Origin of the sequence: Mycobacterium sp. 1164966.3, assembly GCF_001665395.1 — a bacterium.
Classification (GTDB): domain Bacteria; phylum Actinomycetota; class Actinomycetes; order Mycobacteriales; family Mycobacteriaceae; genus Mycobacterium.
In genome coordinates, this window is the sequence record NZ_LZSG01000008.1 from 71,180 (window position 1) to 88,336 (window position 17,157).

Sequence of the window (17,157 nt, forward strand, 5' to 3'; positions counted from 1 at the left end):
CATCGGCACAAAAACGATCTGAAATCGGGTTCGATTTTAAGTTGGGAAGTGCGGGGTTGTCAACAACTCATAACCCCAATCAGTCCTAAGCGCCCGTTGCGCCGAGCGTGTTTTCTGGGCGGGAAATCAGCGAAAAAGCCGCCCTGGCAGCGTGTTCGGGCGGTTGGGAGCCGCACACAGTGCGGATTCTCATCTCGCCCGTCGAACTTTGGATCCGTGGGGGGCATACGTCTCGAGATAGGCGGTGAGCAGACGGCGCGCCTCATTGATCGTGGCGTCATCTCCGGTCGCGGACAGCCGGAACGCTACGTCGAATAGTCGGTTGCCGGCTTCGAACGCGAGCTGTACGACGAGTTGCGGGGTGTCAGCACGGACGAGATTGTGCTCAATGAGGAAGCTCCAGAACAGTTTTGCCTGCGACTCGTCGAATGCGAGCGCCATTTCGTTGAGTGTCGGGGTGCGGCCCGCGAACCACAGCTGGACAAAGTCGGGGTGCTCGCGGAAATAGGCGAGGTAGGGATCGATGACCGCGTCGATGGCGTTGCGCAGTGTGCGCAACTTGGAGCGGTTCACCGACGCGGAGATGCGGGCGTCGAGTTCACGTAGATGGCGCTGCACGAGCTCGGCATCAACCTGATGCCGGTCGGAGAAGTAGTGATACAGCGAAGCGGTCGGGATGCCGGCTCGCTCACCGATCGCTTTCAAAGTGGCGGCCTCGTAACCCTGTTCGCAGAGCAGCGTCTCGGCGGCGTCAAGAATCGCTTGCACCCGCTCGAGCCCGCGGCGCTGCATCGGGGCGGAGCGAGGAGGCGTGGAGGATGTTAGCTGATTATCGAACACGATTCGGGATCGTATCAACCTTTGGCCATTGTTGTCAGCGGTCGGCGCGTTCAATCCGGAAGAGCTTGACCTCGGCGCGCACGCCTTTGAGCCGTCGCGCGCCGACCGAAAACCACTCGAAATTCCCGGCATTGCCGACGGCATCACGCGTCGACTCCGCAGCCAGAACCGTTCCCGGGTGTGCGCTGGCGGTGACCCGGCTGGCCAGGTTGACCGGACTGCCGAACCAGTCGCCGGCCCGGCTGATCGCCGATCCGGACGCCACGCCAATTCTCAACGGCGGCAGGTCATTTGCCGCCGCTACCGCGAGATCCAGCACGGCCTGAAGCAGTGGCGCGGGTTCCGGACAGACCAACATCACCGCGTCGCCGATCGACTTGATGAATCGGACGGGAGTTATCGCCACGTCGTGGGCGATCTCGGCGAGCCGGCTGGCCACACGTTCAAGGTCCTGCGCGGGCAGTGCCTCGCCGAGCTGGGTGAAGCCGGCCACATCCGCGAAGGCGACGGTGACCGGACGGGCACCCGGCAGTGTTCCCGCGGCTCGTTCCGCCGCGTTCACGGCCTCGGTCTCAACCGAATGACGGATTTCCATTCGCATCAGGTCGTCCATCATCGGTGCCAGCAGCGGAACCGCGATCTTCGCCAGTTGCTCGGTCGCCTGGGCGAGCTCGATTTCGGAAGCACCTGGCCGCAACAGGGTCTTGAGGGCCGCCTCACGCATCATTGCGGCGGCATGCCCCAGGCTCTCCACGAGTATTCGCATGACGGCAACCGCATCGTCGGGGTCATAGCCGATATCCAGAAAAACTTTGGCATGTTTCACCGCCTCGGCGTCCGCGCGCGGCAAGATCGCAGCGTCCGGGTCGGCGATCCGCGGCAGGCCGATGGCTCGTTGCATACGCTGCAGCACACTGAGCTCGATCCCGGTGGACTCGCAGATTTCGCGCGCAGATACCAGGGTTCCGTCATCGCCGAGGATCCGGTAGGCGGGCAACATCATAGGCGCGGCCGCCGATTCGCGAATGTGCTCGAGAGTGAACCCCCGATCGAGTAACCAGGCGATCAGCTCGGCGCGGTCTTGGCGTGCGGCACCCTCGAGTCCGTCGAGCAGACCCGACGCTTCCATATCGACGTCTGACGCCATGCGTTTCACCCTATTGCCTCGGGTCCTGACGCACTCTCCCGTTGGCGTCGAGGTTGACAGGATTCACTACGTACCATAAATTCAAACACGATTCGGGATCGAGTTCAAGCACAGAACCCGTTGCGCCGGCAGGCCGTCAGGACTGGAGAAGACGTTGGCCGAAACCTATGACGCCGCGGTGATCGGTGCCGGCTTTGCCGGGCTCATCGCGGCACGCGATCTAAGCGTGCAGGGCTACTCGGTGATTCTCCTCGAAGCGCGCGACAGGGTCGGCGGTCGCACGTTTACCGGTGAGGCTTTCGGTCGTCAGGTCGAGTTCGGCGGCACCTACGTGCACTGGACTCAGCCGAACATGTGGCAAGAGCTTCAGCGCCACCACATACCACTGGCGGTGCCGCTGGAACCCGCCAAGGTCTACTGGCTCGCCGACGGTGCCACTCATTCCGGTACGCCGGAGAAGTACGGCGCGGCCGTCGCACCGCTGATCGGTCGATACGTCGCCGACGCACGGGCCCGGTTTCCGCTGCCCTTCGAAGTAAACGCGGTCGATACCAGCGCCATCGAGCAGGAAACTCTCGAAGACCGGCTCAACTCGCTGAACCTCTCCGAGCACGACAGAGACTTGCTCGACGGGGCGATGGCCGCGCTGGTGACCAACTACAAGGAACATGGCATCGCACAGTTATTGGCGGGCGTCGCAGCCTATTTCGGCCACTGGGACGCATACTTCGAAACCGCTGGCACCTGGCCGATCGAAGGCGGAACCAAGCGACTGGCGGAGGCCATTGTCGCCGAGTCCAACGCCGAGCTGCGGCTGTCCACACCCGTTGCCGCCATTGCCGACGACGGCTCTGACGTCACCATGACGACGCGGGACGGCGATCAGATCCGCGCGCGCGCCGCCGTCGTCGCACTGCCGCTGAACACCCTGGGAGACATCACGTTTACTCCGGACGTCCCAGAAGCGGCGCGCACCATGATCGATCAGCAGAACCCGATCATGGCTTCCAAGATTTGGGTCCGGGCCAAGGGCGAACTAGAGCCGTTCCAAGCCGTGGCCCCAGTCGGCAAGAACCCGATCAACGCCGCCCGAGTCGAATACCACGCCGACGGCCACACACTCGTCATGTGCTTGTGCTGCAACGCCGCCGCCATCGACGCCACCGACCGAGAAGCCGTGCAGGCAGCGCTACGGACATTCGTCGCCGACATCCACGTGCTGGAAACGGCCTGCCACGACTGGACCACCGACGAGTTCGCCAAAGGCGGCTGGATGCTGCACCGGCCCGGACACTTCACCAACGGCGCTGTCGAGCTGCGCAAGCCGCACGGTCGAATCCACTTCGCCGGAAGCGATATCGCAGCCATGGATGCCGGCGCTATCGAAGGCGCGATGGATACCGGCGCGCACGCAGCCCGCAACGTCGCTGCGGCATTGGGCCAGGGCGCCCGATGAGCGTGCGTGTAACCGAGCAGATGAAGCGCGACCTGGCCGATGACGGCGCCATCGTCGTCCGCGGCTTGTTCACGCCCCAAGAACTCGAGCGCGCACGCGAGTGCTTCGACTACGGAATCGCCCACCCGGGTCAGCCGAGCAAGGTCTATGCGGGGACGGACGACGAGCACTTCAACGAATACGGCAACCCCGCCAACGTCGAGCAGTACCTAGCGCTGATCAAGGAGCTCGGACTGCAAGACTTCGTGGCTTCGCTGTGGGACTCGCAGAACGTATGGTTCCTCGGCGAGGAATTGTTCATCAAATCAGGCGGCAAGGCCGGGCGGTCGCCCTGGCATCAGGACACCTCGTACCTGCCGGCCAACGGTCCGCACCTGCTCAACATCTGGATCAGTTTCGAGCGGATCCCCAAGAAGAATTCACTCGAAATCGTGCGAGGCTCCCACCTGGGCGTCCAGTACGACGGCACGTCTTACCTCGATCCGGCCGACCCCACGGCCCCGGCCTGGGGTGGCGACTACTTCCCCCGGCTTCCGGACATAGAGGCGGAGCGCAAGAAGGACCCGACGTCGTGGGACGTCATTTCCTGGGATATCGAGCCCGGCGATGCGCTGGTGTTCCACTCCGGCAGCCTCCATGGCGGTGCTCCGGTGACGCCGGACTGTCCCACGCGCCATACCCTGGTCCTGCGGTTCTTCGGCGACAAGCTGTTCTACCGGCCACTGCCCGACATCAAGGCAAACTATGGATACGACGCCAGCTCGCTCAACGACCCATCGCGACACCTGGCGACCCCTACCGAAACAGCTACTTCGCACAGCTACGCTGACCGGAGGAGCCGCCATGAAAGAAGTCATCCCGGAGTGGATGCAGCCGATCTATGACGCCTATCATTTTGCGCCCGCCGTGGTCGACGGCGATTACCTGCGATGCTCGGGAATGATTGGCATGCATCCCGATCAGAGCGTGCCGGAGGATCCGACGGCCCAGTTCACCCTGGCTTTCGAGAACCTGCGCGGGTTGCTGCAGGAGGCGGGTCTGACGTTGGCAAACGTGACGGAAATGACCACCTACCATGTCGGTCTGCGTGCGCACCTGCAAGCGTTCACCGCGGTCAAAGACCAGTTCATGCCGGCGCCGCACGCGACGTGGACCGCCGTCGGGATCTCTGAGCTCGCTGCTCCGGGAGCGCTGGTCGAGATCCAGGTGACGGCGCGGACGACTTGACGCAATCAGGTTGAAGTCAGGACGGGCGGGCCGAGTTGGTGAGCGAGTTCAAGAGCCAGCTCGATCGCCAACCGGCGCTCGCCGGGCTGATGACCGAGTACCTCAGTCGCGCGTGCGATTCGCTGCAAAACCGTGTTGCGGTGGGTGTGCAGTCGCGCGGCGGCACGGGGTGCGTTCTCGGCTTCGTCGAGGAATACCCGCAGGGTCTCCCGAAGACGTGCCGCATCGGGTGTGTCCACGGCGAGCGGCCCGAGCGTTGTGGCGACGAATTCCGCTGCGCGGCTGCGGTTTTGCGCGGCCAGCGCGGTGACTTCCAGGTCATGGTAGAACGCGAGCCGGGCACCGCCCGGGTGCCCGACGAGCAGATTCTGGATCGTCAAGGCCGCGTCGTGGGAGCGGCGGAAGCCGCTGATGCCGGTCCGCGTCGGCCCCACGGCGACGCGGATGTTGGGCGGTGCTTCGCCGATTGCGCTACGCATGGCTTCGAGTGCCGGCTCGGCATCTGTGCCCAACCACGCCCAGAGTGCGGAGGTTCCGACGGACAGCGTGAGCGGAGGTCTTGCCCCGGCGGCGCGCGCCAAGGTGGTGGCCGTGGACTCCAGGGCGCCGTGTTGCTCGCCGGGCGGTTGGGTCCACAGCACCAGCGCGGTGTGGCGCCGAGCGAACTCGTATCCCAGACGTTCACCGGCCCGGCGGCGATCGATCGGGGCACCGTCCAAGATCAGCCGGATGGTTTCGGCGCGCCGCGCCGGTGCGCCGCCAAGCAGTTCCTCGCGCTCGCGTTGCGCGGCGGTGATCACGGCGGCGATCACGTGGTCGACGTACTCGAACATGCGCTGCGAGGAGACCTCGAGCAGTTGTACAAGCAGTGGGCCCGACGAGACGACGCGGGTGGCATGCGCCAGGAAGCGCCGCAAGGCGACATTCTGCCCGCGACGATAGGACTGGAAGATCACGTCGAGGTCGATGCCGCGCCGGGCAACCGTTCGCGCTATGTCGAGCGCCTCGGGCGGGACGTCGATGGGCGTCGGCTTGGCGTCGCGACGGACGAATGTCGTGAGCAGGCGCACCGCATTGGCGCGATTGCTCGCCGACATATCCGCCACGATCGCCGCGTCGGCACCCAGCGTCGGGGCCAGATCGAGCTCAGCGGCGTCCATCTCGGCGACCAGGTCGTCGAGATCGGCCAGCATCGATTCGGCTACGCCGCCCATCAGTTCGGCTATCTCGGGCGACAGTTCCTCGCCAAGCATCCAGTCAAGTGTGCCATCGCACATATCTTTGCGCCAAGACTAGGCGAGAAGACATACCAAAACGCTTGTTGCGGCCATACCGTGACAACACACCACAGCCCCGCCGTCAGCCAGGCCAGGAGACACCAGTGACGATCACAACCAACCAGACGCAGACCACGGATTTCGACGTGTTGATCGTGGGTGCCGGAATCTCGGGAATCGGCGCGGCATACCACCTCAAGACCCGCCGCCCGGGTACTTCGTTCGCGGTACTGGAGGGCCGCGACTCGATCGGCGGCACGTGGAGCCTGTTCCAGTACCCGGGCATCCGCTCGGACTCGGACATGCCCACCTTCGGCTACAGCTTCAAGCCGTGGACGCACCGCAAGTCGATCGCCGACGGGCACATCATCATGGATTATCTGCAGCAGACCGTCGCCGAGAACGGGCTGGCCGAGCACATTCGTTTCGGCTATCGGGTGTTGCGCGCGGAATTCAACACGTCGGACGGGCGTTGGACGGTCACCGCGCAGCATTCCGACAGCGGCACAACGACTTTCACCGCACGATTCCTGTTCATGGGCACCGGCTACTACGACTACGAGGAAGGCTTCACACCGCAGTTCGCCGGCGTCGAGGACTTCGAAGGTCAGGTCGTGCACCCCCAGCACTGGCCGGAGGATCTGGACTACACCGGCAAGCGTGTGATCGTAATCGGCAGCGGCGCAACGGCTGTCACGCTGATCCCGTCGATGGCCGACAAGACGAGTCACATCACGATGCTGCAACGCTCCCCGAGCTACGTGTTCTCGATTCCGGCCGAGGACCCGATTGCCAACACCCTGAACAAAACGCTCGGACATGAGCGCGCGTACGAGATCGTTCGACGCAAGAACATCGCACTCGCTCGCGGCCTCTTCAAGGCCTGCAAGCGCGCTCCGAAACTGATGCGCAGGCTGCTGATCGCCAACGTGCGCCGGCAGCTGCCCAAGCACTTCGACGTCGACACCCACTTTTCCCCGCGCTACGACCCGTGGGACCAGCGGCTTTGCATGGTGCCCAACGGTGATCTGTTCAAGACGCTTTCGTCCGGGAAGGCCTCGGTGGTCACCGACCGGATAGCGCGGTTCACCAAGACCGGCCTCCTGCTGGAGTCGGGCCAGGAATTGGCCGCCGACATCATCGTGACCGCGACCGGACTGAACATGTCGGTCTTCGGCAAGGTCCAGCTGAGTGTCGACGGCGAGCCAGTGCATCTGCCGGACACCACGATCTACAAGGCGATGATGCTCTCCGGCGTGCCCAACCTCGCGTTCGCCGTCGGCTACACCAACATCTCCTGGACGCTCAAGGTGGATCTGGTCTGCGAGCACTTCTGCCGACTGCTCGACTACATGGACGCGCACGGCTACGGCATGGTCGAACCGGTACTGGACGATCCGCACATGGAGCGGGTGCCGGCGATGGACATGAGCTCCGGCTATGTTCAGCGGGGGATCGCCAAGTTCCCGCGGGGAGGGACCCGCGGCCCGTGGGCTTTCAAGCACGCGTACGAAATGGATGCCGAGCGTCTGCGCGAAGGCCCGGTCGAGGACGCCGCGCTGAAGTTCACTCCCAGCAAGCCGGCTGTGCTGGTGTCCTGAGCGACTGGTGTCCTTGCCGAAAGGGATCACGATGAAGAACCTCACCTTCCCCAGCCACGGGGTTAGCTGCGCCGCTTGGCATATCCCGGCCGGCAGCGAGGCACTGGCCGCCAAGTCCGGGCGCCCGTGTGTTGTCATGGCGCACGGCTTCGGCGGTACCCGGGACTCCGGCTTGCTTGCCTACGCCGAGCCCATCGCCGCTGCCGGCATCGACGTCCTCCTCTTTGACTACCGCGGCTTCGGTGACTCCGAAGGCACGCCCCGCCAAGATGTTTCGGTCCGCCGCCAGCGCCAGGACTACCATGCCGCCGTTGCGGCAGCCCGGCACTTACCCGGCGTCGACCAGGACCGAATCGCGGTGTGGGGCACGTCTTATGCGGGCGGACACGCGATTGCGGTTGCCGCGCAGGACCACCGCGTAGCGGCCGTGGTGGCGCTGACACCCGCAACCGACGGACTGGCCACCCTGGCGCACCTCGCACGCCACGCCGGCGTCGGCCAACTAGTTCGTCTGACCGGACACGGGCTGTTCGACGTGGCTTCTGCTCTCACCAAGCGCGAGCCGCATAACGTGCCGGTCGCAGGGCAACCCGGAACGTTGGCCATGATCACCGCCCCGGGCGCCGAGGAAGGCTGCGAGTCGATTGCCGGCACGACTTGGCGTAACGAGGTGTGTGCGCGCGCGGCTCTCAAGGTGGCGTCGAACCGTCCCACCGCCTCTGCCAGCCGGTTGGCTTGTCCACTGTTGATGCAGGTCGGCACCAACGACCACGTTGCACCGCCCAACGCTGCACGCCGAGCCGCCAGAAAGGCCGGATACTGGGCACAGCTGCGCGAGTACCCCGTCGACCACCTCGACGTCTACGAGGGTCCATGGCAGGCACGGATTCTGGAAGACCAGCTTGACTTCCTCACGCACGTACTCGATCCGTCGCGCGCCGCCGACGTCCACCTCCGCCGTCAGGCCGAACGACTGCGGACGGGGCGTTTGGTTGTCAAGCTGCCTTGGCTGATTTCCTGACCGTCACGTGCTTTCGAGCTAGCCGGGCTGTCGAGCCTGCGGGCAGGGATTCGACCAGCGTCGATGCCGAGAGCGTCAGTCGTTGGCGTGCGCCAGCGCGTCGTTGAACGTCTTGCTCGGCCGCATCACCGCCGCGAGCTTGTCGGGATCGGGGAAGTAGTACCCCCCGATGTCGACCTCTTCGCCCTGGGCCTCGTTGAGTTCGGAAATGATTTTCTCTTCGTTCTTGGCCAAGGTATCGGCGACCCGGGCGAAGTGATCGGCGAGTTCTTTGTCATCGGTCTGCGCGGCCAGCTCTTGCGCCCAGTACATGGCCAGATAGAACTGGCTGCCCCGGTTGTCCAGCTCGCCGGTCTTGCGCGACGGGCTCTTGTTGTTCTCCAACAGCTTGCCTATCGCGGCGTCAAGCGTCTTGCCCAGAATCTTGGCTCGTGGATTGTCGGCCTTGATGCCCACATCCTCGAAACATGCCTCTAATGCGAGGAACTCGCCGAGCGAATCCCAGCGCAGATGGTTTTCCTCCACCAGTTGGTGGACGTGCTTGGGCGCCGAGCCTCCCGCGCCGGTCTCGTACATTCCGCCGCCGGCCATCAGCGGAACGATGGAAAGCATCTTGGCGCTGGTGCCCAACTCCAAGATCGGGAACAGGTCGGTGAGATAGTCGCGCAGAATGTTGCCGGTGGCGGCGATGGTGTCCAGCCCGCGGATCAGGCGCTCCAGCGTGTAACGCATGGAACGCACCTGCGACATGATCTGGATGTCGAGACCCTCGGTGTCGTGGTCCTTCAGGTATGTCTGAACCTTCTTGATCAGCTCGTTCTCATGCGGACGGTAGGGATCCAGCCAGAACAGCACCGGCATGCCGGAGTTGCGGGCACGGGTGACGGCCAGCTTCACCCAGTCGCGGATCGGCTCGTCCTTGACGATGGGCATACGCCAGATGTCGCCGGTCTCGACGTTTTGCGTCAGTAGTACTTCCCCGCTGTCGATGTCCACGATGTTGGCAACGCCGTCCTCAGGAATCTCGAACGTCTTGTCGTGCGAGCCGTACTCCTCGGCTTTCTGGGCCATCAGCCCGACGTTGGGCACCGTGCCCATGGTCGTCGGATCGAAGGCGCCGTTGGTCTTACAGAAGTTGATGAGCTCCTGGTAGATGCGGGAGAAGGTGGACTCCGGCATCACGGCCTTGGTGTCCTTGGGACGCCCGTCGGCGCCGTACATCTTGCCGCCGGCGCGGATCATCGCGGGCATCGAGGCGTCCACGATCACGTCACTGGGCGAATGGAAGTTGGAGATGCCCTTGGCCGAATCGACCATCGCCAGCTCGGGGCGATGCTCGTGGCAGGCGTGCATGTCCCGGAGGATCTCGTCGTGCAGCGACGCGGGCAGCGTCTCGATTTTGTCGTAGAGATCGGCCAACCCGTTGTTGACGTTGACGCCCAGTTCGTCAAGGACCGCCTGGTGCTTCTCGAACGCGTCCTTGTAGAAGACCTTCACCGCGTGGCCGAAGACGATGGGGTGACTGACCTTCATCATCGTGGCTTTCACATGCAGCGAGAACATCACGCCGGTTTTGCGGGCATCCTCCATCTGCTCTTCGTAGAAGTCGACCAGCGCCTTCTTACTCATGAACATGCTGTCGATGATGTCGCCCTCGTCGAGCGACACCTCGGGCTTAAGCACGATGGTCTTGCCGCTCTTGGTGACCAATTCCATCTTCACTTTGCGGGCTCGGTCCAGGGTCATCGACTTCTCGCCGTGATAGAAGTCGCCGTGCTTCATGGTCGCCGCGTGGGTGCGCGAAGCCATCGACCATTCGCCCATGCTGTGCGGATGCTTGCGCGCGTACTCCTTGACCGCCTTCGGCGCGCGACGATCCGAGTTGCCTTCACGCAGCACCGGGTTTACCGCGCTGCCAAGGCATTTGGCGTAGCGCTCCTTGATCTCCCTTTCTTCGTCGGTCTTGGGGTTTTCCGGGTAGTCCGGGATCTTGTAGCCCTTGCCCTGCAGTTCCTTGACGGCGGCTACGAGTTGCGGCACCGAGGCGCTGATGTTGGGCAGTTTGATGATGTTGGTGTCCGGCTCCTGCGTCAGCTTGCCCAACTCGGCGAGGTTGTCCGGCACGCGCTGGTCTTCGTCGAGATGGTCGGGGAACTCCGCCAGGATGCGCGCGGCCACCGAGATGTCACTGGTTTTGATCTTGATGCCGGCCGGTTCGGCGAAAGCCCGCAAGATCGGCAGAAAACCGTAGGTCGCCAATAACGGCGCTTCGTCGGTCAGCGTGTAGATGATGGTCGGCTGCTCGTCGCTCATGGCGGTTCTCCCGGCGTCGCTGTCGTGGATTTGAGGCGCTCCATGGTTTACGGCTCCCAGTATCCCGGCTCCACGTTATGTGTGACATGAGCAGGGTCGGTTTCGCTAGTGCTGCCGACCCGAACGCTTCGCGATCTCAGTGCGCGATGTCGAATTCGATGGGCACCGTGATGGGCCCGCCCAGGGCGGTGACCGGTTTCCAAGGCGCAGGACCGGTGCGGCGGGCGTTGGGCATCCGCCGTGTCATAACCGTCAGCGCTTCAGCCAGCTCGAGGCGCGCGAGATTAGCACCGAGGCAGTAGTGCATGCCGCCGCCGAAGGTCTGGATCGGCGGGGCGCCGACGCGGCAGATGTCGAGCCGGTCGGGGTCGTCGTAGACGGCAGGATCTCGGTTGGCCGACCCGGTATTGACGACCACGATCGTGCCAGCCGGGATCTTGACTCCGGCGAGTTCGACATCCTCGACGGCTGCGCGCAACGTAACGAACGTGATCGGGGAATGGCGGATGAGCTCCTCGACGGCACTGCGCGCGAGCTCCGGGCGCCGGCCCAACAGCGCCCATTGGTCGGGGTGATCGCACAGCACGTGGACCGCGGCACCCAGCTGGAGGCGGGTGGTGTCGGTCCCCGCCAGCAGCAACGCGGCGACGAGCATCCGGAGTTCGTCGGCGCTCAGCCGATCGCCTGGAAAATTCGGGTCTTCGGCACGGATCAGCTCGGATATCAGGTCGTCGGTCAATGTGCACCGCCGACGCGCCACCATGTCGTCGATGTAGGCGTCGAGGGCATCCCATGCGCCCAGGATCGTCGGCGTTTTGTCGGCTGCATTCCAGCCGAAGGCCTCCAAGATGTCATCGGCCCAGCGGGAGAACAATTCCCAGTCCTCGGGTGGCGTCCCGAGCAGCGCGCAGATGACCGGAATCGGGTATTGGCGGGCAATGTCGCTGACAACGTCACAGGTCCCGCGGCCGGTGTGGCGGTCAACAAGTCCGGTGATGATGTCGACGATTGTCGTGCCCAGTCGCGCGGTCGCTTTCGGCGTGAAGGCTTTGGCCACCAGTCGCCGGAGCCGACGGTGTTCGTCGCCGTCGAGGCTGATGATGTTAGCGGCGAGGCGGTCCCACAGCGGGCCGGCGGTAATGCCTTGCGCGGCAAGGAACATCCCTTGGGGCACCCGGAATCGGGGGTCGCGGAGGACGGTGTGAACGAGATCGTAGGTCAGCAATTCGGGCCCGTATAGCCCGATCGCGATCGGCGACTTCTCGCGGGCGTCGCGAATGATCGCGTGGGCGTCGTCGGGGTGTTCGGCGTGCTGGTAGTTGAGAGTCGGTAGTCCGGCGTCGAAAACGCTCGGGCAGGTGGATCCGTCGACGGTCGCAGTCATGGTGGTCCTCCTCGGTCGGGTTGTCGACTTGAGCCTGGCTTTTGCGGAGCGCCAGACCATCGGGGAGAACACGTAACTGAACTCTGGTGGCGTGAGATCGCGCGCCGAGCGTCACGCCGGCGCAACCATCGCCACCGAACGTCATGCCGGCGTGACCATCGCCCAGCCGGGCCACGAATTCGCTGGCTCCGCGACGCGAAGTACGGGATTTCCCTGATGTTTGCGGCTTCTCGCCCCGAGATGCTGGCTAGCATGACCGAAACTGATCCACGTGCGGAGTTGAACTGGAGCGACGTGCTGCCGACGGGAACGGTGACGCTGCTGCTCGCAGATGTCGAAGCCTCGACTCGGTTGTGGGAGACCCAACCAGAGGAGATGACGGCCGCCGTCGCGCGCTTGGATCGCACACTTGCCGACCTGCTCGCCGCTCACGGCGGGGTGCGGCCGGTCGAGCAGGGTGAGGGCGACAGCTTCGTTGTCGCTTTCGCCCGCGCGACCGAGGCGGCCGCGTGCGCATTGGAGTTGCAGCGTGCGCCGCTTGCCCCGATCCGGCTGCGGATCGGCGTGCATACGGGCGAGGTGCAATTACGCGACGAGGGCAACTACATCGGCTCGACGATCAATCGGGCGGCACGGTTGCGCGATCTGGCCCACGGCGGCCAGACAGTGCTCTCGGGCACCACCGAGGATTTGGTCGTCGACGCACTTCCGGCTGACGCGTGGCTGACCGATCTCGGCAGGCACGAACTGCGCGGCGTCGCCCGCCCCGAACGGGTGGTGCAGCTGTGCCACCCCGATATCCGCAACGATTTCCCGCCGCTGAGAACTTCGAAAACTGTTGCTGCCGAGCATCTTCCAGTGCAACTCACTAGTTTCGTCGGCCGGGGTACGGAGATTGACGGCGTGCGGCGGACCCTCTCCGCCGACCGGCTGGTCACCCTGACAGGCGCGGGCGGGGTGGGCAAGACCCGACTGGCCATACAGGTCGCCGCCCATATGGCCGGCGATTTCGACGACGGAGTCTGGTATGTCGACCTGGCACCGATCGCCGACCCCGACCTGGTGCCGGTTGCGATGGCTGAGGCCCTCGCCCTGGCGGACCAGCCAAGCCTCTCTACAACAGACACACTCATACGGTTCGTGAAAGATCGTCGGATGTTGGTGCTGCTGGACAACTGCGAGCACCTCTTGGATGCGAGTGCTGCGTTAATCACCGCGCTGCTGAGCGGCTGTCCGGGAGTGACGTTGCTGGCGACGAGTCGTGAGCCGGTCGGGGTGGCCGGCGAGGTGACGTGGCGGGTGCCGTCTCTCTCTTTGGACGACGATGCCATCGAGCTGTTCGTCGACCGGGCGCGCCGGGCGCGGTCCGAATTCACCATGTCCGACAGCGACGTCGCGGCGGTGCGCGGGATTTGCGGTCGCCTCGACGGGATGCCGCTGGCCATCGAACTCGCCGCCGCGCGGGTGCGGGCGCTGTCGCTCGACGAGATCGTGGACAGTCTGAATGACCGCTTCCGGTTGTTGACCGGTGGGCGGCGTACTGCAGTGCGCCGACAGCAAACCTTGCGAGCGTCAGTGGACTGGTCGCACGCGTTGTTGACGGAGTCCGAGCGGGTGTTGTTTCGCCGGCTTGCGCCGTTCATGGGTGGATTCGACTTGGCCGCCGCTCGTGCCGTCGCGGGCGGCAGCGACGTCGAGCGCTACCAGATCCTCGACCAGCTCAGCTTGCTCGTGGACAAATCGCTGGTGGTGGCCGACGACACCGGCGGCCGAATGCGATACCGGCTGCTAGAAACCGTGCGTCAGTACGCCCTGGAAAAGCTTGGTGAGTCCGGCGAAGCCGATACTGTGCGGGCCCGTCACCGGGACTACTACACCGCGCTGGCAGCGATGCTCGACGCCCCGGCCGCCACCGGACACCAGCAGCGCGTCGAGCAAACAGAAATCGAGATCGACAACCTACGCGCGGCGTTCGCGTGGAGCCGCGAAAACTTTGATCTCGAACTGGCACTACAGATCGCGTCGTCCCTGCAGCCGCTGTGGCTCACCCGTGGCCGCCTACGCGAAGGGCTGAGTTGGATCGATGAGGCACTGGCCGACCTCGATCTCATGCAAGACGCCACCGACCGGGAGGTTGCGCCCGCGGTGCTGGCGCGGACGCTGGCCGACGCGGCTTTGCTCGACGGCTGGGTGGGCGTACCGGAGAGGAAGGAGCAGGCCACCGAGGCGCTGGCGATCGCGCGCCAACTCGACGACCCCTCCCTGTTGGTCCGCGCCCTCACCGCCTGTGTTGGCACGGCCGCGTTCAACGCCGAAGAAGCGGCGACGTACTTCGCGGAGGCCATAGAGTTGGCACGCGCTCTAAGCGACAAATGGAGACTGAGCCAGCTGCTGGGCTTTCAGGCGTATGCGGCCATGATTGCCGGGGACCCGATAACGGAGGACGCGGCCGTGGAAGGGCGTGAGCTTGCCGACGCGATTGGCGACCGGTTCGCGTCCGGCCAGTGCCGTCTGTGGGGTATCGCCGGCGGGCGGTGTGTACGGGGAAACCTCGTGGGCGCCGATGCAGAGTTGCGGGAGTTGATCGCCGACGCCGACACCGCAGGCGACCCGTTGTGCAGGTTCAACGGCCTCATGACGCAGAGCTTTGTCTTGGGGTGGCAAGGCAAAACCGCCGCCGCGCGCGCCGTCGCGGAAACGGCCATCGAGTCCGCCGCCGAATTCGGCGCGGTGATCGAGGGACTCGGCTATCTGACGTTGGGTTGTGCGCATGTCGCCGCGGGCGATGTTGCGGCCGCCAAGGATGCTCTCGCACAGGCCTACAGCCGCATACCGGACGCCGGGTTTACGACGACGAATACGGTGTGGCGAGCCGAAGCCGAGCTTGCCGCAGGCGATGTCGTCGCCGCCCGGTTCTGGGCCGATCAAGCCGTGTTGGCAAACCGGGGATTTTTCCGGATGCTGGCGCTGATCACTCGTGCTCTCGTGGAACTCGCCGAAGGCGACGCGGAGGCAGCTGAGCGTGACGCGCACGACGCGCTGGCGTGCGCGACCGATACCGGGGTACAGCTAGGCGTGCCCGGAGTCTTCGACTTTCTCGCCCGGTTGGCCGCACAGGCCGAAAGCTACGCCGAAGCGGCCAGACTCGTTGGTGCAGCAGAAGCCCTCCGACTGCGCACCGGCGAGGTGCAGTACCAGATTTATCGAGGCGACTACGAAGCGTTGGTCGCCGTGCTGCGAGATGCCATGGGCCACGACGCCTTCGAGGCCGCCCGCGCCGAGGGCGCCACGTTGTCCACCGAAGAGGCGATCGCTTACGCGCAGCGCGGTCGTGGCGAACGCAAACGCCCGTCCACCGGCTGGGGCTCGCTGACCCCGGCCGAGCTGGACGTTGTTCGGCTAGTCAGTGCGGGCTTGGGCAATAAGGACGTTGCCACAAGGCTTTTCATCTCACCCCGCACCGTGGAAACTCACCTCACCCACGTCTACACCAAGCTTGGCCTAGCTTCGCGCGTTCAGCTTGCGCAAGAGGCAGCACGGCACATCTAATGACGCTCATCGCCGAACGCGACCGGTGATCGAGGGTGTCGACGTCCCAATGTGCGCACCGTGCAGGCCGCCCCTGGCCGCTGTCGGGCGTCTTTTCGTTGATGTGGGTGGTGTATCCGCTGGTGGGGGGTTTTGTCGTAGGTGGCTGTCATGATGCGGGTATGTCTTTGACCGCATCGCCTGCCGCGCCGGTGAGCCCCGCCGAGCGTGTTGGGGTGTTGTTTGAGCAGTTGGCGGAGTTGGCCGGTCAGCGTAATGCGATTGATGGGCGGATCGTGGAGATCGTCGCCGAGCTCGATCGCGACCAGCTGTGCGGGATTACGGGGGCGCGGTCGGTGCCGGCGTTGGTGGCCTGGAAGCTGGGGGTGTCCTCGGCGACTGCGCACACGATCAGCACGGTGGCGCGCCGGCGCGAGGAGTTTCCGCGCTGCGCGGCGGGTATGAGTGAGGGTCGGCTGTCGTTGGATCAGGTCGGGGTGATCGCGGCGCGGGCCGCGCAGGGCTCTGATGAGCATTATGCCGAGTTGGCGGCGGTGGCCACGGTCGGCCAGTTGCGCACCGCGCTCAGGTTGGCGCCGCGCCCTCAACCCGAACCTCACCCTGAGCCGGAGCGCTCGATCAGCAGGATCTGCGATGAGCAGTCCACGTCGTGGCGGATCACCCTTCCGCCGGCTGGATGCCGCGAAGTTCGACGCGGCACTGGCCTCGCATCGGGATGCGTTGATGGCGCGGTGGAAGCGCGAGCACGACACCGGTGGGCGCGGCTCCGATCATGCCGTCCCGTTGCCCACTACTGCGGATGCGTTTATGCGGCTGGTCGAGGCGGGGTGGGACGCCGAGGCGGCCCGGCGCCCGCACGGCCAGCACACCACCGTGGTGATGCATCTGGATGTCAAAGAGCGCCTGGCGGGTCTGCATCTGGGTCCGCTGCTCACCGACGCCGACCGCCGCTATTTCACCTGCGATGCCATCGCCGAGGTGTGGTTCGAGCGTGACGGGCAAGTCATCGGCGCCGGGCGCAGCACCCGTCTGATCAACCGGCGGCTGCGCCGCGCCCTGCAGCACCGCCACCCCACCTGCGCGGTTCCCGGCTGTGGGGCCACCCGGGGCCTGCACGCCCACCACATCCGGCATTGGGAAGACGGCGGGGAAACCGAACTGGCAAACCTAATCTTGGTGTGCCCATACCATCATCGGCTGCACCACCGCGGCGTCATCACCATCAGCGGACCCGCCGACGATCTCATCGTCACCGACAGCGACGGACGAACCCTGAGCGCCGCCTCGCTGGCCCGCCCACCCCCAGGCCCACCGCCGGCGGTCCCCCCGGGCCCCGGCCCCA

At 65.0% G+C, this 17,157-nt stretch carries 11 protein-coding genes and 1 pseudogene; 7 read left to right on the forward strand and 5 right to left on the reverse strand.

What is annotated here, in order from left to right; translation table 11 throughout:
* Window positions 1-189: 189 nt before the first annotated feature.
* Window positions 190-840, reverse strand: a complete 651-nt coding sequence (locus A9W99_RS04600) for a TetR/AcrR family transcriptional regulator (protein WP_067374114.1) — start codon at window positions 838-840, stop codon at window positions 190-192.
* A gap of 34 nt (window positions 841-874) precedes the next feature.
* A complete protein-coding gene (locus A9W99_RS04605; RefSeq protein WP_067374117.1) occupies window positions 875-1,987 on the reverse strand; it encodes an adenylate/guanylate cyclase domain-containing protein in 1,113 nt (370 codons plus the stop codon).
* Window positions 1,988-2,141: 154 nt separating this feature from the next.
* Between A9W99_RS04605 and A9W99_RS04610 the strand changes: the two genes are divergently transcribed.
* The 3 genes from A9W99_RS04610 to A9W99_RS04620 are packed head-to-tail and all read left to right on the forward strand — an operon-like array spanning window position 2,142 to window position 4,670.
* On the forward strand, window positions 2,142-3,443 hold the full coding sequence (locus A9W99_RS04610) for an NAD(P)/FAD-dependent oxidoreductase (protein ID WP_156622935.1): 1,302 nt from the start codon (window positions 2,142-2,144) through the stop codon (window positions 3,441-3,443).
* Window positions 3,440-4,327: a phytanoyl-CoA dioxygenase family protein gene (locus A9W99_RS04615; RefSeq protein WP_253869593.1), complete on the forward strand. Its 888-nt coding sequence runs from the start codon at window positions 3,440-3,442 to the stop codon at window positions 4,325-4,327. The genes A9W99_RS04610 and A9W99_RS04615 overlap by 4 nt, the downstream gene beginning before the upstream one ends.
* The gene (locus A9W99_RS04620; RefSeq protein ID WP_067374122.1) at window positions 4,287-4,670 is read left to right on the forward strand and encodes a RidA family protein; all 384 of its coding nucleotides are present in this window, start codon (window positions 4,287-4,289) and stop codon (window positions 4,668-4,670) included. The genes A9W99_RS04615 and A9W99_RS04620 overlap by 41 nt, the downstream gene beginning before the upstream one ends.
* 5 nt (window positions 4,671-4,675) lie before the next feature.
* Here A9W99_RS04620 and A9W99_RS04625 read toward each other — a convergent pair whose 3' ends face one another.
* Window positions 4,676-5,923 carry a CdaR family transcriptional regulator gene (locus tag A9W99_RS04625; RefSeq protein WP_067374155.1) on the reverse strand — a complete coding sequence of 416 codons (1,248 nt, stop codon included), beginning with the start codon at window positions 5,921-5,923 and terminating at the stop codon, window positions 4,676-4,678.
* A gap of 128 nt (window positions 5,924-6,051) precedes the next feature.
* Here A9W99_RS04625 and A9W99_RS04630 point away from each other — a divergent pair, with 128 nt between their 5' ends.
* Both A9W99_RS04630 and A9W99_RS04635 read left to right on the forward strand, forming a co-directional pair.
* Window positions 6,052-7,548: an NAD(P)/FAD-dependent oxidoreductase gene (locus A9W99_RS04630; RefSeq protein ID WP_067374125.1), complete on the forward strand. Its 1,497-nt coding sequence runs from the start codon at window positions 6,052-6,054 to the stop codon at window positions 7,546-7,548.
* A gap of 31 nt (window positions 7,549-7,579) precedes the next feature.
* Entirely contained in the window at window positions 7,580-8,569 is a 990-nt protein-coding gene (locus A9W99_RS04635; RefSeq protein WP_067374128.1) for an alpha/beta hydrolase, read from the forward strand.
* 75 nt (window positions 8,570-8,644) lie between these two features.
* Here the strand turns inward: A9W99_RS04635 and A9W99_RS04640 are convergent, their stop codons facing one another.
* Both A9W99_RS04640 and A9W99_RS04645 read right to left on the reverse strand, forming a co-directional pair.
* On the reverse strand, window positions 8,645-10,882 hold the full coding sequence (locus A9W99_RS04640; protein WP_067374131.1) for an NADP-dependent isocitrate dehydrogenase: 2,238 nt from the start codon (window positions 10,880-10,882) through the stop codon (window positions 8,645-8,647).
* Between the two features lie 136 nt (window positions 10,883-11,018).
* Window positions 11,019-12,266, reverse strand: a complete 1,248-nt coding sequence (locus tag A9W99_RS04645; RefSeq protein ID WP_067374134.1) for a cytochrome P450 — start codon at window positions 12,264-12,266, stop codon at window positions 11,019-11,021.
* A gap of 252 nt (window positions 12,267-12,518) precedes the next feature.
* Between A9W99_RS04645 and A9W99_RS04650 the strand changes: the two genes are divergently transcribed.
* Both A9W99_RS04650 and A9W99_RS04655 read left to right on the forward strand, forming a co-directional pair.
* On the forward strand, window positions 12,519-15,815 hold the full coding sequence (locus tag A9W99_RS04650; protein ID WP_067374158.1) for a LuxR C-terminal-related transcriptional regulator: 3,297 nt from the start codon (window positions 12,519-12,521) through the stop codon (window positions 15,813-15,815).
* A 161-nt stretch (window positions 15,816-15,976) separates the two neighbouring features.
* Window positions 15,977-17,157, forward strand: a pseudogene (locus tag A9W99_RS04655) (DUF222 domain-containing protein); the annotation flags it as partial.